Below are 23179 nucleotides of genomic sequence, written 5' to 3' on the forward strand. Positions count from 1 at the left end.
GTCACGCAGGGGGTCGCGGGTTCGAGCCCCGTCCGTTCCGCCACCCTATTTAGGGGCGTAGTTCAATTGGTAGAGCACCGGTCTCCAAAACCGGGTGTTGGGGGTTCGAGTCCCTCCGCCCCTGCCAGAAAACAATCCTTTGCTTCGGCAAAGGATTTTTTTTGCCTGAAATTCAGGATCTTTTTGCATCCTTTCAAAAAATAAAGAGTCTGCGCCCGCTTTCACAGCTTCAGACCCTTCTCAATCTGCTATCTCAGTGCGTCAGAACCGGAAATTTAAGCAGCTGACGAATATGCGTTTGCTGATCGCTATTCTGCAGCCAGACGGCATATAGCGGGCGCACCGCTACCGGTGTATCGGGGATCGGCACAATATCGTTATATATCCCCTGCCAGGAATCGGGTAAGAAAGCACAGGCCCCGGTAGTGTGTAACAGTTCCCGCGTTACATGTGCCGATGTCGTGGTTAACACCGGAACATCATCACTCGACAAATAGCTCTCATGCTGATGAAAATCTGCGCCCCATTCCAGTTTGATATAATCATACTTCTCGCGTTTTTCCGTTTTACGCGCCCGGAACAGAGCAAGTGAAATATGACCAATCTGCTGGCTGGTCAGCTCATCCATTTTTGGCGCTTCCGTGGTGATTAGCAGATCAAGCTGCCGCTCATGCAGCTGTTTAACCAGCAGATGACGCTGGGCAATACGGGCTTCCATATGCAGGCTCTCACGGTTCTCATAGAGCGTCTGAAGCCAGGGCGTGAGATAAGCCTCCCACAGGGAAGCGCTGGCACCGATTGAGAGCTCATGATGCTGCTGCGTATGCGAAACCTCTTTCTTTGCCATCAGCCAGGTACTCATCAGGCTTTCCGCATAAGGTAATAACCGCTCACCTGCTGAAGTCAGGCGGATGTTATTACGATGGCGGGTAAAGAGATTTACGCCCAGCTGGTTTTCCAATTGACGGATGCGAAAACTGACAGCAGATTGCGTAAGGTACAGCGCCTCCGCAGCACGTCCAAAATGACGCGTTCTGCTCACCTCCAGAAAAGTTTTCAGTAATTCCGTATCCACACTATTCTCCCAAAATTTGTTTGTCGTACTGATTTAAATGTTTTGTTTTACACTCTGTCAAGCCTATCTAATACTCCGCGCCATAAATAGCACGGCCATATGAGAATCAGGAGCGTGTAAAATGGCGGAAAGCTTCGCAACAACAAATCGTTTCTTCGATAACAAACATTATCCACGTGGATTTTCACGTCACGGTGATTTCACCATTAAAGAAGCCCAGCTTCTGGAGCGTCACGGATACGCTTTTAATGAGCTTGATCTGGCAAAACGCGAACCGGTAACAGAAGAAGAGCGGTCGTTTCTTGAAGTGTGCCGCGGACAACGTGAGCCGCTGACCGAAGCAGAGCGCGTCTGGTCTAAGTATATCGCCCGCATCAAGCGTCCTAAGCGCTTTCACACCCTCTCGGGTGGCAAGCCGCAGATGGATACGGTTGAAGATTTCAGCGACAGTGATGACTGATAAAACGGGGCTCTGAACGGCCCCGTTTTTATTCCAGCGTCTTATGCAGATAAATCATTAAACGATCGATACTGCGGTAGCTCACCGCTTCCTGCAGATGTGGCCGTACTATCTGTGTTTCCCCGGCAAGATCGGTGATGGTTCTGGCCACTTTCAGGATGCGCTGCCATGCACGCACCGATAAACCCAGCGTATTAAGTATTCCTTCCAGCCACTCTGCATCAGCCTGTAACAACGCACAGTCGCGCGCGATCTCCGCATTAGTAAGATGGGCATTAATTTTGCCAGCGCGCGCCTGCTGTCGTGCTCTGGCTGCCAGCACCCGTTCCCTGACCTGTGCAGTGCTCTCGCCGGTGACAGCCTGCTGACTCAGGGTTCCGCCTGGCAGCAGCGGGATCTCAAGCGATAAATCAAAGCGGTCCAGAAAGGGCCCTGACAACCGGCTGAGATAACGCAGTACCTGCTGTGGTGAACAGCGGTTGTGATTGCCCTGGTAATGCCCGGTGGGGCTGGGGTTCATTGCGCCTATCAGCTGAAAGCGCGCAGGATAAGTCACTTTAGCCCGCGTACGGGAGAGCGCAATTTCGCCTGATTCAATAGGTTCACGCAGCGCATCAAGGACGCGGCGATCAAATTCCGGTAACTCATCCAGAAACAGTACGCCATTGTGTGCCAGTGATATTTCACCCGGGCGGGGTATAGAGCCTCCGCCAACCAGCGCATAGAGTGAGGCGCTGTGATGAGGCGCCCTGAAAGGGCGCTTACGCCACTGAGCGCGCTGTTCACCATTGCTGACCAGGCTGGCAATTGCCGCACACTCCAGCGCTTCACCGTCGTCCAGCGGTGGCATAATGCCCGGCAGACGCGTCGCCAGCATCGTTTTGCCTGTACCGGGTGGTCCGAGCAGCAGCAGATTATGTCCGCCTGCTGCTGCAATCTCCAGCGCGCGTCGTCCCTGCTGCTGACCAATAACGTCACGCAGATCCTGCGGTGAGTCCGTGGCCTCTTCGGCAACGGTCTGCGCCACTCTGAGCGTGGTCTGATTGTGCAGAAAAGCGCATATTTCACTAAGATGCACGCCGGTCAGCGTTTCGCCCTGCTGGATTAATCCCACATCCTGCTGATTCTGTTCAGCAACAATCATCTGGCGGCCGGCTCTGAGCGCTGCCATAGCGGCCGGAATTGCGGCCTGCACGCCACAGAGCGCGCCGTTAAGCGCCAGCTCACCCAGGAACTCATAGCGCGTAAGTTTATCCCCTGGCAGCTGTTCTGAGGCTGCGAGAAGCGCGATAGCAATCGGCAGATCGTAGCGACCACCCTCCTTAGGCAGGTCAGCAGGCGCCAGATTGATGGTGATACGTTTGGCCGGAAAGCTGAATCCGCTATTAATAATAGCGCTGCGTACCCGTTCGCGAGCCTCCTTAACCGTGGTTTCAGGCAGGCCGACCAGCGTCAGCGCAGGCAATCCATTACTGATATGAACCTCGACGGTTACCAGCGGCGCTTCGATTCCCAGTGCCGCACGGGTCAGAACTCTAGATAAAGACATCATCCCTCCTTGTTGCCTCTATCCTTGCTCCTCAGCGCGCTATCTGCGATCCCGGTTGTGCCATTTTGCCCGCCTTATTCCATATTTTTCTCTATTGTTTCACTGTTTTCGCCAAAAATGAGCGATCTCTTCCGCTAAGCATTATGCAATTACGCGCCGGGCGTGATGAATATTTATCACAAATCTGAATAACCTAGTTTTTACAAGGTGATAACGATGATTGCATCAGAACCGCGAAAAATTGGCTGATGAAAATTATTGTAAATGACCCGGTAACTATGATAACTCTGTAGGCATTACTTCGAACAAGTGAAAAAAAGACAACGTATGAAAGCCCTTCTATCCGTGATTAGCCTAGTCGTGATTAGCGTGGTGGTGATTATTAACCCACCGTGCGGGGCTGCGTCTGGAGAAAGAAAGGCTTAAAAATCAAGTCTGAAATCCCAAAAACCCCCGCACCGAAAGGTCCGGGGGTTTTTTTTTGACCAGACAAACTATCAGCTGATTAACGAGGAGCAGATTATGAGCAGTAGCATAAAATTCTGTTGTTCTCACAGGATTGCAGGAGAATAACCATGACAGGTGCACAATGGGTAGTTCAGGCATTACGCGCGCAGGGCGTTGATACCGTGTTCGGTTATCCTGGCGGCGCTATCATGCCCGTGTACGATGCGCTATATGATGGCGGCGTAGAACATCTGTTGTGCCGTCATGAGCAGGGCGCGGTGATAGCGGCTATCGGCTATGCCCGTGCTACGGGTAAAACCGGCGTCTGCATCGCAACCTCTGGTCCGGGAGCCACTAACCTGATCACTGGCCTGGCGGATGCGATGATGGATTCTGTTCCCGTAGTAGCCATCACCGGACAGGTTTCATCCGCTGTGATGGGAACCGACGCTTTTCAGGAGATTGACGTCCTTGGGCTGTCGCTGGCCTGCACCAAACACAGTTTTCTGGTTGAATCGCTTGACGATCTGCCTTCAGTGATGGCCGAAGCCTTTGCTATCGCGCAGTCGGGACGCCCGGGGCCGGTACTGGTTGATATCCCAAAAGATATCCAGATTGCCAGCGCGGAACTGACGCCCCATCTGCTGCCGGTTGAGGAGACCCTTTCCCATTCGCCGCAGCACATTGATGACGCGCGCGCCTTAATGGCACGTGCGGCAAAACCCATCCTCTATGTAGGGGGTGGCGTGGGTATGGCGCAGGCGGTACCGGCACTGCGTGCGCTGGCAAAAGAAAGCGGCATCCCGGTCGTCTCAACCCTGAAAGGGCTTGGCTGTGCAGAGAGCAGCAGCGAGCTTTATCTCGGGATGCTGGGGATGCACGGCACTAAAGCGGCCAACCTTGCCGTACAGTCGTGCGATTTGCTGATTGCAGTAGGCGCCCGCTTTGATGACCGCGTGACCGGCAAGCTGGATACCTTCGCCCCGCATGCCAGCGTTATTCATATCGATATCGATCCGGCGGAGCTGAACAAACTGCGCCGTGCTCATGTTTCGCTGCCAGGCGACCTCCGGCAGATACTGCCCGCGCTGAGTATGCCTCTGCAGATCGATGCATGGCGTCAGGAAGTCCGCGCGATGAAAGCGGAGTTTAGCTGGCGCTACGATCATCCCGGTGACGCTATTTACGCACCGCTGCTGCTGAAGCAGGTTTCCGATCGCAAACCGGGCAGTACGGTTGTGACCACCGATGTGGGTCAGCATCAGATGTGGACCGCGCAGCATATGCAGTTCAGCGCGCCGGAAAATTTCATCACCTCCAGCGGTCTCGGCACCATGGGATTTGGTCTGCCGGCAGCCGTGGGGGCGCAGATTGCCCGCCCTGATGATACGGTAATCTGCGTCTCCGGTGATGGTTCCATCATGATGAACATTCAGGAGCTGGGCACGATTAAACGCAAACAGCTGCCGGTAAAAATTCTGCTGCTGGATAACCAGCGGCTGGGCATGGTGCGCCAGTGGCAGCAGCTGTTTTTCGATGGCCGCTATAGCGAGACCATCCTGACCGATAACCCCGATTTTCTGATGCTGGCCCGCGCGTTTGATATTCCAGGCCAGCGTATCAGCCGTAAAGATGAAGTTGACGCCGCGATTGATGCTCTGCTGAACAGCGAAGGACCTTATTTCCTGCATGTTTCGATTGATGAGCATGAAAACGTCTGGCCACTGGTCCCGCCGGGTGCCAGCAACGCAAACATGATGGAGAAGAGCATATGAATCAGCATCAGTTATCAATTGAAGCCCGTTTTCGCCCGGAAGTGCTGGAGCGCATTTTACGCGTTGTTCGCCACCGCGGCTTTCAGGTCTGCGCGATGAATATGGGCTCCGCCAGCAACGCAGACAATATTAATATCGAAATGACCGTTGCCAGCCAGCGCTCAGTCGATTTACTGTCTTCTCAGTTACGCAAACTTTTGGATGTCGCCTGTGTCGAGATCCAGCAGCAGACAACACAACAAATCCGCGCTTAGTCGCCAAAGGACATAACGATGAGTACGAAGAAAGCAGACTTTATTTGGTTCAACGGAGAGATGGTTAAGTGGGAAGACGCCAAGGTCAGCGTTATGTCTCACGCACTGCATTACGGCACTTCCGTGTTTGAAGGCGTACGCTGCTACGACTCGCACAAAGGCCCGGTAGTGTTCCGTCACCGTGAACATATGCAGCGTCTGCACGACTCCGCAAAAATCTATCGTTTTCCCATCAAAGCCAGCGTCGATGAGCTGATGGAAGCCTGCCGCGAAGTGATCCGCGTTAACAATCTGAAGAGTGCCTATATCCGCCCGCTGGCGTTTGTCGGCGATGTAGGCCTGGGCGTTAACCCGCCGGACGGTTTTACCACTGACGTGATTATTGCGGCTTTCCCGTGGGGAGCCTACCTCGGTCCGGAAGCGCTGGAGCAGGGTATCAACGCCATGGTCTCTTCGTGGAATCGCGTGGCGCCTAACACACTGCCTACCGCAGCCAAAGCGGGCGGTAACTATCTCTCCTCCCTGCTGGTGGGCAGCGAAGCACGCCGCCACGGCTATCAGGAAGGGATCGCGCTGGATACGCAGGGCTACATCTCTGAAGGCGCAGGCGAAAACCTGTTTGAAGTCAAAGATGGCATCCTGTTTACGCCGCCGTTTACCTCTTCCGCTCTGCCAGGCATCACCCGTGATGCAATTATCAAGCTGGCGCACGATCTCGGTATTGAAGTGCGCGAGCAGGTGCTGTCACGCGAGTCGCTCTATCTGGCCGATGAGATCTTCATGTCAGGCACCGCTGCTGAAATCACCCCGGTGCGCAGCGTTGACGGCATTCAGGTCGGCGAAGGCAAGCGTGGTCCGGTGACCACCCGAATTCAGAAAGCGTTCTTTGGCCTGTTTACCGGCGAAACCGAAGATAAATATGGCTGGCTGGATCAGGTTAATCCGTAACAAGAGATCAGCGCGGGGGCAGCAGCGCCCGCGTCATTTTTCAGACTGGAGTAAATAGAGCATGCCTAAGTACCGTTCAGCCACCACCACCCACGGCCGTAATATGGCGGGTGCCCGTGCCCTGTGGCGCGCCACCGGAATGACCGATGATGATTTCGGCAAGCCGATTATTGCGGTAGTGAACTCATTCACACAGTTTGTACCAGGGCACGTGCACCTGCGCGACCTCGGCAAGCTGGTTGCAGAGCAGATTGAAGCAGCGGGCGGTGTGGCAAAAGAGTTCAACACCATCGCGGTAGATGATGGTATCGCCATGGGACATGGCGGCATGCTGTATTCACTTCCGTCACGTGAGCTGATCGCCGACTCCGTAGAGTATATGGTCAACGCCCACTGCGCGGATGCGATGGTCTGTATCTCCAACTGCGACAAAATCACCCCGGGCATGCTGATGGCGGCACTGCGCCTCAACATTCCGGTGATCTTTGTCTCCGGCGGCCCGATGGAAGCGGGGAAAACCAAACTCTCCGACCAGATCATCAAGCTGGATCTGGTAGATGCGATGATTCAGGGGGCGAACCCCAACGTCAGCGACGCCGACAGTGAGCAGATTGAGCGCTCAGCCTGCCCAACCTGCGGCTCCTGCTCCGGAATGTTTACCGCTAACTCCATGAACTGCCTGACAGAAGCGCTGGGCCTGTCACAGCCGGGCAACGGCTCGCTGCTGGCCACCCACGCCGATCGTAAAGCGCTGTTCATCAATGCCGGTAAACGCATTGTGAGCCTGACCAAACGCTACTACGAGCAGGATGACGCCAATATGCTGCCGCGTAATATCGCGACCAAAGCAGCATTTGAGAACGCCATGACGCTGGATATCGCCATGGGCGGCTCCACCAATACCGTACTGCATCTGCTGGCGGCGGCGCAGGAGGGCGAGATCGACTTCAATATCTCCGATATCGACCGCCTGTCACGTAAAGTACCGCAGCTGTGTAAAGTGGCGCCCAGCACTCCGAAATATCATATGGAAGATGTGCACCGCGCCGGCGGCGTAATCGGTATTCTTGGCGAGCTGGATCGGGCTGGCCTGATTGACACCAGCGCGCGCAATATTCTGCAGCAGACGATGCGTGAAACGCTGGATCAGTACGACATCATGCTGACGCAGGACCAGGCCGTAAAAGATATGTTCCGCGCCGGTCCGGCGGGCATCCGCACCACGCAGGCTTTCTCGCAAAGCTGTCGCTGGGACACGCTGGATGACGATCGCGCTGAGGGCTGTATCCGTACGCGCGAACACGCCTACTCACAGGATGGCGGCCTGGCGGTTCTGTACGGTAACCTGGCAGAAGATGGCTGTATCGTTAAAACGGCGGGCGTCGATAAAGAGATCCTGACCTTTAAAGGGCCGGCTAAAGTCTATGAAAGCCAGGATGATGCCGTTGAAGCGATCCTGGGCGGTAAAGTGGTGGCCGGTGATGTCGTCGTCATTCGCTACGAAGGGCCAAAAGGGGGGCCGGGCATGCAGGAGATGCTTTATCCGACGACCTATCTGAAGTCGATGGGCCTTGGCAAAAGCTGCGCGCTGATCACCGACGGGCGCTTCTCTGGCGGCACATCCGGCCTCTCTATCGGCCACGCCTCGCCGGAAGCGGCAAGCGGCGGCACCATTGCGCTGGTAAAAGATGGCGATCTGATTGAGATCGATATCCCGAATCGCGGCATTAAGCTGGCGGTACCGGATAATGAGCTGCACGCCCGTCGTGAAGAAGAAGCTGCGCGCGGAGAAGCCGCCTGGACGCCGCATAATCGCGAACGTCAGGTCTCTTTTGCGCTGCGTGCTTACGCCTCACTGGCGACCAGCGCGGATAAAGGCGCAGTGCGCGACAAGTCGAAGCTGGGAGGCTGATGGTATGGCTGAGTCTCAACCCCTGTCTGCGTCGCCTGGCGGCGCGGAATACCTGCGTGCCATTCTGCGTGCGCCGGTTTATGAAATTGCGCAGGTAACGCCGCTGCAGAAGATGGAGAAACTCTCATCAAGGCTCGGCAACACCGTTCTGGTGAAACGTGAAGATCGGCAGCCGGTGCACAGCTTCAAGCTGCGCGGTGCCTATGCGATGATCGCCGGATTAAACGAAGAGCAGAAAGCGCGCGGCGTGGTGACCGCTTCTGCCGGTAACCACGCGCAGGGGGTTGCACTCTCAGCCAGCACGCTGGGAATTAAATCGCTGATTGTCATGCCGGTCACCACGGCGGATATCAAAGTCGATGCGGTGCGGGCGTTTGGCGGCGAAGCCTTTCTGTTTGGCGCAAATTTCGATGAGGCGAAAGCCAAAGCGATTGAGCTGGCGCAGCAGCAGGGGTACACCTTTGTGCCGCCGTTTGACCATCCGGCGGTGATTGCCGGGCAGGGCACGCTGGCGATGGAGCTGCTGCAGCAGGATGCGCATCTTGATCGCGTATTTGTTCCGGTTGGCGGCGGCGGGCTGGCAGCCGGCGTGGCGGTGCTGATTAAACAGCTGATGCCGCAGATCAAAGTCATCGCGGTGGAGTCTGAAGACTCCGCCTGCCTGAAAGCTGCGCTGACGGCGGGCGAGCCGGTGGATCTGCCGCGCGTCGGGCTGTTTGCCGAGGGCGTGGCGGTGAAACGTATCGGCAGCGAAACTTTCCGGCTCTGCCAGGAGTATCTCGACGACATCATCACCGTTGACAGCGATGCCATCTGTGCGGCGATGAAAGATCTGTTTGAGGATGTGCGGGCCGTGGCGGAACCCTCAGGTGCGCTGGCGCTGGCGGGAATGAAAAAGTATATCCAGCAGCACGACATCAAAGGCGAGCGCCTGGCACACGTGCTGTCGGGCGCCAACGTCAACTTCCACGGCCTGCGCTATGTTTCCGAACGCTGCGAGCTGGGAGAGCAGCGGGAAGCGCTGCTGGCGGTGACCATTCCTGAGCAGCAGGGCAGCTTTCTGACGTTCTGTCAGACGCTGGGCGGCCGATCGGTCACGGAATTCAACTACCGCTATGCGGATGCGGACAGCGCCTGCATCTTTGTCGGCGTGCGTCTGACGCGCGGCCTTGAAGAGCGCGGCGAGATCATCAGTCAGCTTACTGAAGGGGGCTACCAGGTGGTGGATCTCTCTGATGATGAGATGGCCAAGCTGCATGTGCGTTATATGGTCGGCGGGCGTCCGTCAAAACCGCTGCGCGAGCGGCTGTTCAGCTTTGAGTTCCCGGAGGCGCCGGGCGCGCTGCTGAAGTTTCTGCAGACGCTGGGCGCGCACTGGAATATCTCACTGTTCCACTACCGCAGCCACGGCACCGATTTTGGTCGCGTGCTGGCGGCATTTGAAGTGAATGATAAAGAACCCGATTTTGAAACTCACCTGACGGCACTGGGTTACGAGTGGCACGATGAGGCGAATAATCCGGCGTTCCGTTTCTTTCTCGCCGGCCAGTAATCAGAGCAGATGCCAGAATGCATGAATCAGCGGCTCCCCGAGCCGCTTTTTTTGTACGCAAACGCCCAGCTGCAGTGGCGCCACTGACTCCACGTTCTCCAGCGTCATAACCCGGTTTCGCACCGGCTCAGGGCTGTTCTCCAGCACCACATCCGGCACCAGCGCAATTCCGCAGCCCAGCGCCACCATAGAGATAATCGCCTCATGGCCCGCCACCGTAGCGTAGATCTGCGGATTAGCGAGACGATAGCGCCGGAACCAGAGATCGATGCCGCGCCGCGCCGGTCCCTGATCCGGAATAATAAACGGGATCTGCGACCAGTCGGGCTCCGTCTGCGTGGCCTGGCTGCGTACCGGGCAGGGCAGCGCCGGTGCAATCAGCACCAGCGGGATCAGCCCCAGCGGTGTAAAGCCGATGCTGGCGGGCAGCGACTCCGGCCGGCCGGCGATGGCCAGATCCGCCTCGCCAGACTGCACCATCTCAATGGCGTCCGCCGCGTCGCCGGTCGTGAGCTTGATCTCCACCTGCGGATGTTCAGCGCGAAAGCGATCGAGAATCGGCGGCAGATGGCTGTAAGCGGCAGTCACCGAACAGAACAGACGCAGCTCACCGCTTAGCGAGGGGCCGTTGAGATCCATGACGTGACGCAGCTGCTGATACTGCAGCAGCGTCTGCTGGGCAAACTGGCGCAGCCGCTCACCCGCTTCCGTCAGCGTCACGGTGCGGTTATCACGCAGAAACAGCGCATGGCCGACATCCTCTTCCAGCCGCTGGATCTGGCGCGACAGCGTAGAGGGGCTGACGTGCATGGCGCGTGCCGTACGGCCAAAATGGCAGCTTTCTGCCAGATGCAGAAAGAGTTTTAAATCGCGTAAATCCATCCGGGATCTCCTGACATTTCGTATTGCAAAAATTGCAACGTAACGTTGTTAATATATCAATTTAAGCAATGGATTTCCTGTCATATGATGGGGTCATTCGCAGCGCTGAAACAGGCGCCGCTATCAGACAATAATGCAAACACAACATTGATGCGGAGTACCCCATGGCTAACTACTTCAACACATTAAACCTGCGCAATCAGTTAGCGCAGCTGGGCAAATGTCGCTTTATGGCGCGCGATGAGTTCGCCGATGGCGCCAGCTTCCTGAAAGGTAAAAAAGTAGTGATCGTGGGCTGCGGCGCACAGGGCCTGAACCAGGGGCTCAATATGCGCGACTCCGGGCTGGATGTAGCCTATGCGCTGCGTGCAGAAGCGATTGCAGAGAAGCGCGCCTCGTTCCGCAAAGCAACAGAAAACGGTTTTAAAGTCGGTACCTATGAAGAGCTGATCCCGCAGGCGGATCTGGTGGTTAACCTGACGCCAGACAAACAGCACTCTTCTGTTGTGAAGGCGGTTCAGCCCCTGATGAAAGATGGCGCTGCGCTGGGCTACTCGCACGGCTTTAACATTGTTGAAGTGGGCGAAACCATCCGCAAAGACATCACCGTAGTGATGGTGGCACCGAAGTGCCCGGGTACAGAAGTGCGTGAAGAGTATAAACGCGGTTTTGGTGTTCCGACGCTTATCGCCGTGCACCCGGAAAACGATCCGAAAGGCGAAGGCATGGCTATCGCGAAAGCCTGGGCTGCGGCTACCGGCGGTGACCGCGCAGGCGTGCTGGAATCCTCCTTTGTAGCGGAAGTAAAATCGGATCTGATGGGTGAGCAGACCATTCTGTGCGGTATGCTGCAGGCGGGTTCGCTGCTCTGCTTCGACAAGCTGGTGGCTGAAGGGCACGATGTCGCCTATACCGAAAAACTGATCCAGTTCGGCTGGGAAACCATCACTGAATCACTGAAGTTTGGCGGTATTACGCTGATGATGGATCGCCTGTCTAATCCGGCAAAAATCCGTGCCTGGGCGCTTTCTGAGCAGCTGAAAACGATCATGGCTCCGCTGTTCCAGAAGCATATGGATGATATCATCTCGGGTGAATTCTCCTCCGGTATGATGGCTGACTGGGCGAACGATGATAAAAACCTGCTGACCTGGCGTGAAGAGACCGGTAAAACGGCGTTTGAAAATGCGCCACAGTTTGAGGGCAAAATCGAAGAGCAGGAGTACTACGACAAAGGCGTGGTGATGGTCGCGATGGTAAAAGCGGGCGTTGAGCTGGCGTTTGAAACCATGGTAGATGCCGGCATCATTGAAGAGTCTGCATACTATGAGTCGCTGCATGAGCTGCCGCTGATTGCTAACACCATCGCACGTAAGCGCCTGTATGAGATGAACGTGGTGATCTCCGATACCGCTGAGTATGGCAACTACCTGTTCTCATTCGCCGCTGTACCGCTGCTGGAGGAGTTTATGACCACGCTGCAGCCGGGCGATCTGGGCAAAGCGACAGAAGGCACTCAGGTTGATAACGCACAGCTGCGCGACGTTAACGAAGCGATTCGTCAGCATCCGATTGAAACCGTTGGTCGCAAGCTGCGTGGCTACATGACCGATATGAAACGTATCGCGGTAGCTGGCTAAGTTCCCACCGACAATTTTCAGCCTTATCAAACCCCGGCCTGCCGGGGTTTTTTATTGCGCCACACCTCCCGTAGGGGCGCCATTAATGGCGCCCAACGCCGCACCGTCCCGGCCTAACGGGCCGCATAAATGCGGCCCCTACGTGATACACCTCTGTAGGGGCGTCATTAATGGCGCCCTGGCACAACGCCGCACCATCCCGACATAACGGGCCGCATAAATGCGGCCCCTACCGCGATACATCCCCGCACGGGCGCCACACCACTCCGTAGGGGCGCCATTAATGGCGCCCTGGCACAAAGGGCCGCATAAATGCGGCCCCTACGTGATATATCCCCGCACGGGTGCCACACCACCTGTAGGGGCGCCATTAATGGTGCCCTGGCACAACGGGCCGCATAAATGCGGCCCCTGTGTGATACACCTCTGTAGGGGCGCCATTAATGGCGCCCTGGTACAAAGGGCCGCATAAATGCGGCCCCTGCCGCGATACATCCTGCATCAGGATACGCGTTCACGCCGCATCATACAGCGTCTGGTGCCGCGTCTCTTTACAGGCGATCAGGGCAATCAGCGTCAGCACCGCCATGGCGGCAAGATAGAAACCCACTGCCTGCAGGCCATAGTTTGCATTGAGCCAGGTGGCGATATAGGGTGCTACGGACGCTCCCAGAATGGATGACAAATTATAAGAGAAAGAGGCACCGGTATAGCGCACTTCGGTCGGGAACAGCTCCGGCAGCAGCGCACCCATCGGGCCAAACGTCAGGCCCATAATGCTCAGGCCCAGCAGCAGAAAGCCCATCACCAGAATCTGCGAGCCGGAGCCGAGCAGCAGCGGGAACATCAGCGCAAAAGCGATAATCATCAGCGTAATAGTGATCATCGTTCTGCGGCGACCAAAACGATCGGCCAGCAGACCGGCAATGGGCACCATCACGCCAAATCCGATTACCGCCACCATCAGCATCCACAGGAAACTGTTGCGCGAGTAGCCCAGTCCGACCGGCGCCGGGGCGGTGCCGTAGCTCATCGAATAGACGGTCATGATATAGAACAGCGTGTAGGTCGCCAGCATGATAAAGGTGCCGAGTATGGTCGCCGTCATATGTTTGCTCAGCAGCGTGCCAATAGGCATACGCACCTGCTTCTGCTCCTTCTGCACTTTGGCAAAAACCGGACTCTCATGCAGCGAGACGCGCACGTAGAGGCCGATTAGCACCAGTACTGCAGAAAGGATAAACGGCACGCGCCAGCCCCACTGCATAAACTGCTCGTCGGTCAGCAGCCAGGAGAGCAGCAGGAACGTACCATTGGCAAAGAAAAAGCCAATCGGCGCGCCCAGCTGGGGGAACGATCCATACAGCGCGCGCTTTTTCGCCGGCGCATTCTCCGTTGCCAGCAGCGCGGCACCGCCCCATTCGCCGCCCAGTCCCAGCCCCTGACCGAAGCGCGCCAGCGCCAGCAGCAGTGGCGCGGCAACGCCAATGGTTTCATAGCCAGGCAGCAGGCCGATCAGCACCGTTGAGACGCCCATCGTCAGCAGTGAAGCGACCAGCGTCGCTTTACGACCAACGCGGTCGCCAAAGTGGCCAAACACCGCTGAGCCGATTGGCCGCGCGACAAAGGCGATGGCAAAGGTTGCCAGCGACTGCAGCGTCGCAACCGTGGCGTCCCCCTGAGGAAAGAAAATATGCGGAAAGACGATAACCGCTGCGGTGGCGTAAATATAGAAATCGAAGAACTCGATAGCCGTACCGACCAGAGAAGCTACGACAACTTTACCGCGTGAATTGACCGGCGCTTGGTCGTGCAGCGCGTCAGGTGTTTCTGTGATGGAGGCTTGCATAAATGTTTCTTAATTGTAAATGTAAACCAGAAATATTACGCACCTGGTATGCGGCATTCAATGAGCAAAAAGCGTCGCAAAACGACGATTTTCGGCGAAAAAGAGGATAATGTCTGAGTTAAGCGGAATGGTGGCGAATGGCAGCGGCAGGAAACGTTTTTCTGGCGTGAATCGCTGCTAAACCGCTAAATAAAAGTGACTGGCTGGCGTTTCCTGCTGGCGGGAGCGCTAAAATTCGCCAGCAGGAAACAGGTTTTACTGTTCAGGTGGTTGCCCTGTGCCCGTTGTCAGGAGGGCTGGCGCGGCTGCGGCATCTCCGTATCACCTTTATATTTCGCCGTGGCGATCCACGCGGCGCAAAACAGCGTCAGGCGGGCAAAGAAGTAGAAAAATGCCATCAGGCCGAGTACTGAACCAAAGGCAGCGCCTGAAGGAGAGGTCGCCAGCTTCGGCAGCGTCAGCGTCATAACAAATTTAATCACCTCAAAGCCGATAGCTGCCAGCAGCGTGCCGCGCAGCAGCGCTCTTTTACGCGGCTTATGGCGCGGCAGGATCCAGAAAATCCACAGGAACAGCAGATAGTTCGCCAGCACGGAGATGGAGAGGGCAATAATTGTCATCACCGGACGCAGCCAGTCGATGCCATCCAGCCCCAGCGCGCTGACGATCGCTGCCTGAGCCGCACCGGCAATGGACGTCAGCGAAAGGGTGATCACCAGCGCCAGCATCAGCCCCAGGAGTGAGAAGAGATCGCGCAGATATTTTTTCCAGAACACCTCTTTATCATCCGGCGTCCGCTCCCAGACATCGCGCGACTGCGCGCGAACCGCTTCGCGCAGGTTGCCCATCCAGTTGATACCGGAATAGAGTGCCAGCAGCAGACCGGTCAGACCCACGGTAGCGCGCTGCTGAATCGCAGTGTTCACGGTATTTTTTAACGTGGTGGCGAGCGTAGGATCGCTGATGCTGCTGACAATTTTGTTAATCAGCTCTGACAGCAGATCCTGATTAGAGGCCAGCACAAACCCCACGGCGGCAAACGACACCATCAGAATCGGGATCAGCGATAAAAAGGAGAAGTAGGTGATCGCCGCGCCAAACTGGCTGCCCAGCCGGTCATTAAAGCGATCCAGCGCCCGGATAAAGTGCGCGACGGCCGGAATAGACTGAAACCACGTGGCGAAGCGCGACACGCGACGAATTGAGCCATCCACAGTTTTGTTACCGGTGTGGATATCGATCAGCGGCTTTGAATCGGCGGCTGACTCCTGAGTTGTTTTGTCTGTCATAGACGATAGGCATCCTGTTCACTGCGAAACTGAAATTATATACCGTAAATAACGGCGGCGGCGGATGTGTCAGGTGACATACTCCTGCAGCACCTGGCTCAGCCACTCCATAAACACCCGCACGCGGCGCGCCACGTTGCGGCGGTGCGGATAGAGCAGCGTAATCGGCATCGGTTTTGCCGGAAAAGCGTGCAGCACCTCCACCAGCTGACCCGACTCCAGCAGCGGCTGAACGCCCATTGCCGGCACCTGAATAATGCCCAGTCCGGCGAGGCAGGCGGCACGGTAGGTTTCAGTACTGTTTACCGTCACCACGCCGCCGGTCTGCACATAGTGACACTGGCGGCCATCGAAATATTCAAATCCCGGCGCAGGCTGACCCAGCTGCTGGGTATAGTGCACCATGGCGTGCTGCGACAGCTCCTCCAGCCGTATCGGACGGCCAAAGCGGGAAAGGTAGTCGGGACTGGCGCAGTTGATCAAGGCATAGGTGCCAATTTTTCGTGCAATCAGACCGGAATCTTTCAGCTCGCCCACGCGCACTACGCAGTCAAATCCTTCCCGAATCACATCCACCTGGCGATCGCTGCTGCTCAGCTCAATCTCAACGCCGGGATAGTGCTGCAGAAACTCCGGCAGGCGCGGCAGAATAAAGCTGGTGGCCATCGCCACCGACATATCGACCCGCAGCTTGCCGCTCAGCGTCGCCGGGTCATGCTGAAACAGACTGTCCATATCCTCCATCATCGACAGCAGATCGAGGCAGCGATCGTAATAGACCAGTCCATCCTGGGTGAGGTGCACGCGCCGGGTAGTACGATGCAGCAGGCGCGTGCCCATCTGGTTCTCCAGCGCCTGCAGCTGACGCGACACGCTGCCTTTTGGTAAACCCAGACTTTCAGCGGCGCGGGTAAAACTGCCCATCTCCGCGACCCGTACAAAAACCTGCATTGCATGAATTTTATCCATGTTGTTCACCGATTGTTGTTGTTATTGAAACAGTGCTGCGCAGTTATCTGCGTTTATAGATCACTTTGGTTTGAATATCTTTATCAGACGTTCACTTTTGCAGCAGGAGAGAGTTATGAGTCACAAAATAGCGCTGATTACCGGCGGAAACCGCGGCCTGGGACGTAATGCAGCCCTGAAACTGGCCGCACGCGGCACACATATTGTGTTTACTTACCGAAGTCACGCTGATGAAGCGCAGAAAGTGGCAGAGGAGATCGAAGCGCTGGGCGTGCAGGCGGCTGCGCTGCCGCTGGACGTTGGCGACAGCAGCCAGTTCGCTGCCTTTGCACAACAGCTTACGCAGACGCTGCAGCGCGTCTGGCAGCGCGACCGGTTCGATTTTCTGGTGAATAACGCCGGTCATGGTCACTATCAGCTGCTGACCGATACCACCGAGGCGGAGTTTGATGCGCTGGTCAATGTGCACCTGAAAGGCCCGTTTTTTCTGACCCAGGCGCTGCTGCCGCTGCTGAACGACGGCGGCCGTATTCTGAATATCTCCAGCGGGCTGACCCGTATCACGCAGCCTGGCTCCGGAACCTATGCCGCAATGAAAGGCGCCATGGAGGTGCTGACGCGCTATCAGGCGAAGGAGCTGGGCGCGCGCCGCATTCGCGTCAATATTCTGGCACCGGGCGCCATTGAGACTGACTTTGGCGGCGGACGGGTGCGCGATACGCGTGAACTTAACGCGCAGATTGCGTCCGTCACCGCGCTGGGGCGGGTCGGGCTGCCGGACGACATCGGGGACGCTATCTGCATGCTGCTGAGCGAAGAGAGCGGCTGGATCACCGCCCAGCGCATTGAAGCATCGGGCGGTCAGGCGTTGTGATCGCCTGCTGACGTAAGAGCGGCGCGTCAGAGCGTGATGGTACCGTCGATAACCGTTACCGTCTGGCCGCCGATCCAGATCGCCTCTTCCATATAGGTAACGTCAATACGGCCGTTGCGCTGGATCGCGCTGCCCTGGCGCGCCCGGTAGCTGCGCGTCTGGCCCTGGGCCGCCAGGTAGCGAGCCAGACAGGCGTTGGCGCTGCCGGTGACCGGATCTTCAGTCAGGCTGCCATTCTCCACAAGCAGCGCGCGGACCTCATACTGCTCCGGTTCCCCCGGCGGCAGCGCGCCGAAAATCAGCGCGCCGCTGACGCCCGCCCGCTGCTGCAGCTGCTGCAGATCGGCTACGGAAGCCGTGACGTCGACGACCGCCTGCGCGCTGCTGAGCGGGATCAGCAGCCAGCGAATACCCATATCCGCTACGGCAGGCGACTGCGTCAGATCAAAGGCCTCGCTGTTAAGCGCGCGGCTCATCAGCGCATCGCTGAACGGCGTCAGGGTTGCCGCAGGGGCAGCGAATGCCAGCGCGCCATCGGCGGCGATACGCACCTCAACCAGTCCGACGCCGCACTCCTGAACAATACAGCCGGCGTTTTTCTGCGGCCAGCCCGCTTCCAGCAGCGCATGGGCTGTACCCAGCGTCGGGTGACCGGCAAACGGCAGCTCACCTGAAGGGGTAAAAATGCGGATGCGATAGTCCGCCGCGCTGCTCTCTGGCGGCAGCACAAACGTGGTCTCTGACAGATTGGTCCAGCGCGCAATCGCTGCCATCTGTTCGTCAGCTAATCCCTGTGCATCCATAATCACGGCCAGCGGATTTCCCCGAAATGCCGTTGCGGTAAAGACATCCACCTGTTTAAACGCCACTCTCATAACAATTCCTTTTCTGTCAGCCAATATGTGGAATGATACCCTGCGCATGGTAAAAGCGCGCTAACAGGGCTATGAATAGATTAATAATTCTGCAGGCGGAGTCCGCGATGTTAAAAATTTTAGGCCGTAAAACGTCAATCAACGTGCGCAAGGTGCTGTGGCTCTGCGCTGAGCTGAATATCACCTATAAGCATGAAGCCTGGGGCGACGAGGGTCTGTCGCTGCATGCACCGCAGTTTATGGCGCTGAACCCCAACGCCCTGGTGCCGGTCATCATCGACGACGGGCTGGTGATATGGGAATCCAACGCTATTCTGCGCTACCTGGCCAACAGCTACGGTGGTGCATGGCTCTATCCGGAGGAGCCGCGCTTACGCGCGCCGGTGGATCAGTGGATCGACTGGCAGGCTACCGAGCTTAACACCTCCTGGCGCTACGCCTTTATGTCGCTGGTACGAAATTCACCAGCGCATCAGGATCCCCGTCTGCTCGCAGCAGCGGTGAAAGGCTGGACGCACACCATGGGGATACTCAATCAGCAGCTGGAAAAATCGGGCCGCTATGTGGCCGGGCGTCACTTTAGCCTGGCGGATATTCCCATTGGACTGGCCGTAAACCGCTGGTTTGAAACGCCGCTGGATCACCCCGATTTTCCGGCAATACAGACCTACTATGAGCGGCTGACCGAGCGCCCCGGATTTACCACCTGGGGACGCAACGGCACGCCTTAAGACGCAGCAGGGGCAATGCCGCTCATCTCGCACGCCAGAGCACCCGTGCGCGCTAAGGCACGGGTGTAACGCGCGTCGAACGGATAACAGCAGGAGAGGCGCAGCGCATGCCGGTAGCGTTCGCTCAGCGTGTAGAGCGCGCCTGGCGTGACGCAGATCTGCTCCTGCAGCAGACGATTAAACAGCAGCACGGTATCAATCTTACCCGGCAGCTCGACCCAGAAGACAAAGCCACCGCGCGGCAGCGTGGCGCGTGTTCCCTGCGGAAAATGGCGCGCCAGAATGCCCCGCGCCGCATCCAGATTTGCCGCATAGCGCCGGCGCAGCGAGCGCAAATGATGATCGTACCCCCCGCTGGCGAGGAACTCTGCCAGCGTCTCGCTCAGCAGCCGCGATTCAGTCATCGACGAGACCGCTTTCAGCCGCGCAATGCTGGCATGAAACCGGCCCGCGGCGGTCCAGCCGATACGAAAATCAGGCGCCACGGTTTTGGTAAAGCTGGTGCAGTAAATCACCCAGCCATCGCGATCGAACGCCTTAACCGGCGGTGACAGCGGCCAGTCAAACTGCAATTCATCGTAGAGCCCGTCTTCAATCAGCGGAATGCGATAGTGATTCATCAGCGCAGCGAGCCGTTTTTTGTTCTCCAGCGGCATCACGTAGCCCAGCGGGTTTTGCGCGCCCGGCATAGCGATCAGCGCCTGAATGCGCTGTTCCTGCAGCAGCATCTCCAGCGCGTCCAGCGAAAGACCGCGCTGCGGATCGGTGGGGATCTCCAGCGCTTTCAGTCCGAGCGAGGCGAGCAGCGGAAACAGGAAAAAATAGGTGGGGGATTCCAGTCCGATACAGTCGCCGGGCTGCGTGACAGCGCGCAGCGCCAGCTGCAGCGCCTCCATGCAGCCGTGGGTCAGGGTAATCGCCTGAGCGGTAAGGTTCAGTCCGGTATGCACGCTGCGCCGGGCGATCTCCTCGCGCAGCCGCTCGCTGCCGGGAGGCAGCGCATAACGACCGATAATGTCGCCCTGGCGCCGGATCAGCGCGGCGGTGATACGGCCCAGCTTCGCTGAAGGAAAAAGCTCACTGTCCTGCGGACAGGCCAGCGAAATATTGGTGTAGTCGGGATTATTCTGCGCGGCAAAAACCTGTTCAATCAGCGCCAGCTTCTGTGCATCCGGATCGCCACTCTCTGCGGTGGGCGGCTGCGGCTGCAGCGTAACGGCAGGCAATACGCCGCGAACGTAATAACCTGACTGCGGCCGCGCCTCAATCAGGCCGCGATCTTCCAGCAGTTGCCAGGCGTTGATCACGGTATTTACGCTGAGCTGGTGCGACTGCGCCACTCGCCGGATAGCGGGCAGGCGGGCACCCGGCCGCAGCGAACCCTGATGAATAGCGTCGGCAAATTTTGCTGCCAGCTGCTGGTAGCGCGGTTGATCGTCAGTAAACGCGAGGGACACAATGGCCTCCGGAAGTGACAGGTACAAAGCAGAAAAAGTGTGACTGTACCCATTACAATACTGAATTACTGTCTCTGTTGCCATTGCGGTGACGGCATTACGATGGAGTCAGCTTATTCAGTCCGGAGAACGTCTATGCTCGATCCCGCCTTTTTCAGTTATGTCACCATCATGTCTATTACGCCCGGCCCGAACAATCTGCTGCTGGCCACATCAGGGGTCAATTTCGGCTTTCGTCGCACGCTGCCAGTGCTGGGCGGTATATTGCTCGGCTGCGCGCTGCAGATGCTGCTGGCAAGCGTGGCGCTGGAGCTGCTGCTGACGTGGATGGCAGCCGTACGCCTGCCGCTGACGCTGGCGGGCTGCGGCTATCTGCTGTGGCTGTCATGGAAAATTTTTCGCGCCGGTGCGCCGCAGGCCAGCGCCCGTCCGCGTCCGATGACGCTGCTGGGCGGCGTGGCTTTTCAGGCGGTTAATCCCAAGGCCTGGCTGATGGTCACAAACGTTGCGCTGCTTTACGCCAGCAGCAGCAACGTCTGGCTGGTGCTGACCGGTTTTGCCGCGCTCAATCTGCCCTGCATTCTGCTCTGGGCAGCGCTGGGCGATCGGCTGCGGACGTACCTGCAGACGCACTGGAAGCGGCGCCTGTTTAACACGCTGATGGCGCTATCGCTGCTGGCAACGACCGGCTGGATGGGGTATGACGCGCTGAGCGCAATATAGAGCAGGTGCGCCGGGCGGCGCACCTGAGCAGTCAGCTATTTGCCGACCACGTGAGCGGTGATCCGCGCTTCGTCGTTTGCCGCGTGCGAGGTGATCACCGGCTCATATTCCAGCTGCAGTATGCGACTGGTATCGGCCAGTACTTTCTCAGTCAGCGCCACGTCACCATTGAGCTTGCGGCCCCATGATGGAATAACGGCCCGGATTTTAGTCTGCCACTCCGGTGAGCGCATCTGCTCAGGGAAAGCTTTTGCCATCAGCTCCAGCATAATCGGTGGCGCGGTCGATGCACCTGGTGAGGCGCCCAGCAGCGCAGAAATAGAGCCATCAGCAGACGTCACCACTTCAGTGCCGAGGCGCAGCACGCCGCCTTCCAGCTCATCATTTTTGATGATCTGCACGCGCTGGCCCGCCGTGACCAGGCGCCAGTCTTCCTGTTTCGCCTGCGGCACATAGGCGCGCAGCGCCTCCATGCGATCGGCATCGCTCTGCAGCACCTGATCAACCAGATATTTCACCAGGTCAAAACTCTTCAGGCCGACCTGCATCATCGGCAGCAGGTTGCTGGTGTTCATCGCGCCAAACATATCCAGCAGCGAACCCTGTTTCAGGAACTTAGTGGAGAAGGTGGCGAACGGGCCAAACAGCAGCACCTGTTTGCCATCCAGCACGCGCGTATCAACGTGCGGCACTGACATAGGCGGTGCGCCGACGCTGGCTTTGCCGTAGACCTTGGCCATATGCTGCGCGACCACATCCGGATTTTCAGTGACAAGGAAAGAGCCGCCTACCGGGAAGCCGGCGTAACCTTTGACCTCAGGAATGCCTGACTTCTGCAGCAGCGGCAGCGCCGCACCGCCGGCACCGATAAACAGCTGGCGGGTAATCAGGGTGCGCTGTTCACTGGTATCCAGGTTCATCAGCGTAACCTGCCAGCGGCCATCGTTCAGGCGCACCAGGTCACGCACTTCCTGCCGCATACGCAGGCGGAAATGCGTTTTTTTCTCCAGGGCGGCGATCAGCTGACGCGTCACTTCACCAAAGTTGACGTCTGTACCCATATCGGTCCAGGTGGCGGCTACCTTCTGCTGCGGATCGCGTCCTTTCATCACCAGCGGGATCCACTGCGCAATCTGATCGCGATCTTCGGAATAGTGCATACCGCGGAACAGCGTGCTCTTCTGCAGCGCCTGGAAACGCTTGCGCAGGAAGTCGACGTTAGCGTCACCCCAGACAAAACTCATGTGTGGCGTGGTATGGATAAAGCTTTTGGGATCCTGCAGGTTGCCTTTCTGCACATGATGCGCCCAGAACTGACGCGACATCTGGAAAGATTCGTTGATGGCTACTGCTTTAGCGATATCGATCGAACCATCCGCCTTTTGCGGCGTGTAGTTAAGCTCCGCCAGCGCGGCGTGACCGGTACCGGCATTATTCCAGCCGTTAGAGGATTCCACTGCGACGTCATTCAGACGCTCAACCATTTCAATGGACCAGTCTGGCTCCAGCTCCTGCAGCCAGGTGCCGAGCGTAGCGCTCATGACGCCTGCGCCAATCAGCAGGACATCAACTTCTTTCCGTTCCTGACGTTTTGCACCATCCATTGCAGCGCTGCTCAGCGCCAGGTTTACCGCAGTGTTGCTCATGAGGCGACATCTCCTCTTCTGTTGACCTGAAGCTCAACAGGTTGGCAGGCAAAATAGCCGCGCGGCTTACGCGCGCTGCGCTATCTCAAAGGGTTAAGACTCAGGTTAAGCCAATGGGGCGATAACGGTTAACTACACGTTATGCATATGCTTCTGAATATAACATTCTCGTATTGGAATTAAACGTTTGTTTATTTTTTAAATGCCGAAATGATTCAGCATAAGAATTAATCAGCCTGAGCGGCAGCTTATAAGATATTTTTATCCGCTAA

20 protein-coding genes and 1 tRNA gene are annotated in these 23179 nt (G+C 57.3%); 12 read left to right on the plus strand and 9 right to left on the minus strand.

What is annotated here, in order from left to right; all coding sequences use genetic code 11:
- The first annotated feature begins 51 nt into the window (after nt 1-51).
- Nucleotides 52-127 (plus strand) — tRNA-Trp (locus DBY66_RS14450).
- A 126-nt stretch (nt 128-253) separates the two neighbouring features.
- Here the strand turns inward: DBY66_RS14450 and hdfR are convergent.
- Nucleotides 254-1075 carry an HTH-type transcriptional regulator HdfR gene (gene hdfR, locus DBY66_RS14455; protein WP_039381140.1) on the minus strand — a complete coding sequence of 274 codons (822 nt, stop codon included), beginning with the start codon at nt 1073-1075 and terminating at the stop codon, nt 254-256.
- Between the two features lie 121 nt (nt 1076-1196).
- Here hdfR and DBY66_RS14460 point away from each other — a divergent pair, with 121 nt between their 5' ends.
- On the plus strand, nt 1197-1535 hold the full coding sequence (locus DBY66_RS14460; protein WP_039381138.1) for a DUF413 domain-containing protein: 339 nt from the start codon (nt 1197-1199) through the stop codon (nt 1533-1535).
- Between the two features lie 28 nt (nt 1536-1563).
- On the opposite strand, the gene DBY66_RS14465 is transcribed toward DBY66_RS14460, so the two are convergent.
- Nucleotides 1564-3084 carry a YifB family Mg chelatase-like AAA ATPase gene (locus tag DBY66_RS14465; protein WP_108570159.1) on the minus strand — a complete coding sequence of 507 codons (1521 nt, stop codon included), beginning with the start codon at nt 3082-3084 and terminating at the stop codon, nt 1564-1566.
- A 327-nt stretch (nt 3085-3411) separates the two neighbouring features.
- On the opposite strand from DBY66_RS14465, the gene ilvL reads away from it, so the two are divergent.
- The 6 genes from ilvL to ilvA all read left to right on the plus strand — a co-directional run bounded on the left by ilvL (nt 3412) and on the right by ilvA (nt 9972).
- The gene (gene ilvL / locus DBY66_RS14470) at nt 3412-3510 is read left to right on the plus strand and encodes an ilv operon leader peptide (RefSeq protein WP_071669254.1); all 99 of its coding nucleotides are present in this window, start codon (nt 3412-3414) and stop codon (nt 3508-3510) included.
- A gap of 149 nt (nt 3511-3659) precedes the next feature.
- Nucleotides 3660-5306: an acetolactate synthase 2 catalytic subunit gene (gene ilvG / locus DBY66_RS14475; protein WP_108570160.1), complete on the plus strand. Its 1647-nt coding sequence runs from the start codon at nt 3660-3662 to the stop codon at nt 5304-5306.
- Nucleotides 5303-5560: an acetolactate synthase 2 small subunit gene (ilvM, locus tag DBY66_RS14480; protein ID WP_039381130.1), complete on the plus strand. Its 258-nt coding sequence runs from the start codon at nt 5303-5305 to the stop codon at nt 5558-5560. Before ilvG ends, ilvM begins: the two co-directional genes overlap by 4 nt.
- A gap of 18 nt (nt 5561-5578) precedes the next feature.
- Nucleotides 5579-6508 (plus strand): branched-chain amino acid transaminase, encoded by a 930-nt coding sequence (locus DBY66_RS14485; RefSeq protein ID WP_039381127.1) that lies wholly within the window; start codon nt 5579-5581, stop codon nt 6506-6508.
- A 61-nt stretch (nt 6509-6569) separates the two neighbouring features.
- Nucleotides 6570-8420 carry a dihydroxy-acid dehydratase gene (ilvD, locus tag DBY66_RS14490; protein WP_039381124.1) on the plus strand — a complete coding sequence of 617 codons (1851 nt, stop codon included), beginning with the start codon at nt 6570-6572 and terminating at the stop codon, nt 8418-8420.
- Nucleotides 8421-8424: 4 nt separating this feature from the next.
- Entirely contained in the window at nt 8425-9972 is a 1548-nt protein-coding gene (gene ilvA / locus DBY66_RS14495) for a threonine ammonia-lyase, biosynthetic (RefSeq protein WP_071669255.1), read from the plus strand.
- On the opposite strand, the gene ilvY is transcribed toward ilvA, so the two are convergent.
- Nucleotides 9973-10854 carry an HTH-type transcriptional activator IlvY gene (ilvY, locus tag DBY66_RS14500; protein WP_039381119.1) on the minus strand — a complete coding sequence of 294 codons (882 nt, stop codon included), beginning with the start codon at nt 10852-10854 and terminating at the stop codon, nt 9973-9975. It abuts the gene before it with no gap.
- A 164-nt stretch (nt 10855-11018) separates the two neighbouring features.
- Here ilvY and ilvC point away from each other — a divergent pair, with 164 nt between their 5' ends.
- On the plus strand, nt 11019-12494 hold the full coding sequence (ilvC, locus tag DBY66_RS14505; protein WP_039381116.1) for a ketol-acid reductoisomerase: 1476 nt from the start codon (nt 11019-11021) through the stop codon (nt 12492-12494).
- Between the two features lie 514 nt (nt 12495-13008).
- On the opposite strand, the gene DBY66_RS14510 is transcribed toward ilvC, so the two are convergent.
- The 3 genes from DBY66_RS14510 to DBY66_RS14520 all read right to left on the minus strand — a co-directional run bounded on the left by DBY66_RS14510 (nt 13009) and on the right by DBY66_RS14520 (nt 16601).
- Entirely contained in the window at nt 13009-14343 is a 1335-nt protein-coding gene (locus tag DBY66_RS14510) for an MFS transporter (RefSeq protein ID WP_108570161.1), read from the minus strand.
- Nucleotides 14344-14630: 287 nt separating this feature from the next.
- A complete protein-coding gene (yhjD, locus tag DBY66_RS14515; RefSeq protein ID WP_104085987.1) occupies nt 14631-15632 on the minus strand; it encodes an inner membrane protein YhjD in 1002 nt (333 codons plus the stop codon).
- A 69-nt stretch (nt 15633-15701) separates the two neighbouring features.
- Nucleotides 15702-16601 carry a LysR family transcriptional regulator gene (locus DBY66_RS14520; protein ID WP_104085988.1) on the minus strand — a complete coding sequence of 300 codons (900 nt, stop codon included), beginning with the start codon at nt 16599-16601 and terminating at the stop codon, nt 15702-15704.
- Nucleotides 16602-16716: 115 nt separating this feature from the next.
- Here DBY66_RS14520 and DBY66_RS14525 point away from each other — a divergent pair, with 115 nt between their 5' ends.
- Nucleotides 16717-17475, plus strand: coding sequence for an SDR family oxidoreductase (locus tag DBY66_RS14525; protein WP_108570162.1), 759 nt, complete (start codon nt 16717-16719; stop codon nt 17473-17475).
- 26 nt (nt 17476-17501) lie between these two features.
- Here DBY66_RS14525 and DBY66_RS14530 read toward each other — a convergent pair whose 3' ends face one another.
- The gene (locus tag DBY66_RS14530) at nt 17502-18350 is read right to left on the minus strand and encodes a PhzF family phenazine biosynthesis protein (protein WP_108570163.1); all 849 of its coding nucleotides are present in this window, start codon (nt 18348-18350) and stop codon (nt 17502-17504) included.
- Between the two features lie 107 nt (nt 18351-18457).
- Here DBY66_RS14530 and DBY66_RS14535 point away from each other — a divergent pair, with 107 nt between their 5' ends.
- Nucleotides 18458-19081, plus strand: coding sequence for a glutathione S-transferase (locus DBY66_RS14535; protein WP_039381100.1), 624 nt, complete (start codon nt 18458-18460; stop codon nt 19079-19081).
- Here DBY66_RS14535 and DBY66_RS14540 read toward each other — a convergent pair.
- A complete protein-coding gene (locus DBY66_RS14540; RefSeq protein WP_233499590.1) occupies nt 19078-20538 on the minus strand; it encodes a PLP-dependent aminotransferase family protein in 1461 nt (486 codons plus the stop codon). The two genes, DBY66_RS14535 and DBY66_RS14540, sit on opposite strands and share 4 nt — an antisense overlap.
- Nucleotides 20539-20673: 135 nt before the next feature.
- Between DBY66_RS14540 and DBY66_RS14545 the strand changes: the two genes are divergently transcribed.
- Nucleotides 20674-21261 carry a LysE family translocator gene (locus tag DBY66_RS14545; RefSeq protein WP_108570165.1) on the plus strand — a complete coding sequence of 196 codons (588 nt, stop codon included), beginning with the start codon at nt 20674-20676 and terminating at the stop codon, nt 21259-21261.
- Nucleotides 21262-21296: 35 nt separating this feature from the next.
- Here DBY66_RS14545 and mqo read toward each other — a convergent pair whose 3' ends face one another.
- Nucleotides 21297-22907: a malate dehydrogenase (quinone) gene (mqo, locus tag DBY66_RS14550; protein WP_104085993.1), complete on the minus strand. Its 1611-nt coding sequence runs from the start codon at nt 22905-22907 to the stop codon at nt 21297-21299.
- Between the last annotated feature and the right edge of the window lie 272 nt (nt 22908-23179).

The organism is Pantoea sp. RIT413 (assembly GCF_003057675.2).
In the GTDB taxonomy this organism is placed as follows: domain Bacteria; phylum Pseudomonadota; class Gammaproteobacteria; order Enterobacterales; family Enterobacteriaceae; genus Pantoea; species Pantoea eucrina.

What these genes read in the sequence shown, in the direction of transcription:
- DBY66_RS14460 (WP_039381138.1), top strand. Translation starts at nt 1,197, where the DNA reads ATGGCGGAAAGCTTCGCAACAACAAATCGTTTCTTCGATAACAAACAT.
- ilvM (WP_039381130.1), top strand. Translation starts at nt 5,303, where the DNA reads ATGAATCAGCATCAGTTATCAATTGAAGCCCGTTTTCGCCCGGAAGTG.
- DBY66_RS14525 (WP_108570162.1), top strand. Translation starts at nt 16,717, where the DNA reads ATGAGTCACAAAATAGCGCTGATTACCGGCGGAAACCGCGGCCTGGGA.
- yhjD (WP_104085987.1), bottom strand. Translation starts at nt 15,632, where the DNA reads ATGACAGACAAAACAACTCAGGAGTCAGCCGCCGATTCAAAGCCGCTG.
- DBY66_RS14535 (WP_039381100.1), top strand. Translation starts at nt 18,458, where the DNA reads ATGTTAAAAATTTTAGGCCGTAAAACGTCAATCAACGTGCGCAAGGTG.
- ilvG (WP_108570160.1), top strand. Translation starts at nt 3,660, where the DNA reads ATGACAGGTGCACAATGGGTAGTTCAGGCATTACGCGCGCAGGGCGTT.
- DBY66_RS14545 (WP_108570165.1), top strand. Translation starts at nt 20,674, where the DNA reads ATGCTCGATCCCGCCTTTTTCAGTTATGTCACCATCATGTCTATTACG.
- DBY66_RS14485 (WP_039381127.1), top strand. Translation starts at nt 5,579, where the DNA reads ATGAGTACGAAGAAAGCAGACTTTATTTGGTTCAACGGAGAGATGGTT.
- mqo (WP_104085993.1), bottom strand. Translation starts at nt 22,907, where the DNA reads ATGAGCAACACTGCGGTAAACCTGGCGCTGAGCAGCGCTGCAATGGAT.
- DBY66_RS14465 (WP_108570159.1), bottom strand. Translation starts at nt 3,084, where the DNA reads ATGTCTTTATCTAGAGTTCTGACCCGTGCGGCACTGGGAATCGAAGCG.
- DBY66_RS14510 (WP_108570161.1), bottom strand. Translation starts at nt 14,343, where the DNA reads ATGCAAGCCTCCATCACAGAAACACCTGACGCGCTGCACGACCAAGCG.
- ilvA (WP_071669255.1), top strand. Translation starts at nt 8,425, where the DNA reads ATGGCTGAGTCTCAACCCCTGTCTGCGTCGCCTGGCGGCGCGGAATAC.
- DBY66_RS14530 (WP_108570163.1), bottom strand. Translation starts at nt 18,350, where the DNA reads ATGAGAGTGGCGTTTAAACAGGTGGATGTCTTTACCGCAACGGCATTT.
- DBY66_RS14520 (WP_104085988.1), bottom strand. Translation starts at nt 16,601, where the DNA reads ATGGATAAAATTCATGCAATGCAGGTTTTTGTACGGGTCGCGGAGATG.
- ilvY (WP_039381119.1), bottom strand. Translation starts at nt 10,854, where the DNA reads ATGGATTTACGCGATTTAAAACTCTTTCTGCATCTGGCAGAAAGCTGC.
- ilvD (WP_039381124.1), top strand. Translation starts at nt 6,570, where the DNA reads ATGCCTAAGTACCGTTCAGCCACCACCACCCACGGCCGTAATATGGCG.
- ilvL (WP_071669254.1), top strand. Translation starts at nt 3,412, where the DNA reads ATGAAAGCCCTTCTATCCGTGATTAGCCTAGTCGTGATTAGCGTGGTG.
- ilvC (WP_039381116.1), top strand. Translation starts at nt 11,019, where the DNA reads ATGGCTAACTACTTCAACACATTAAACCTGCGCAATCAGTTAGCGCAG.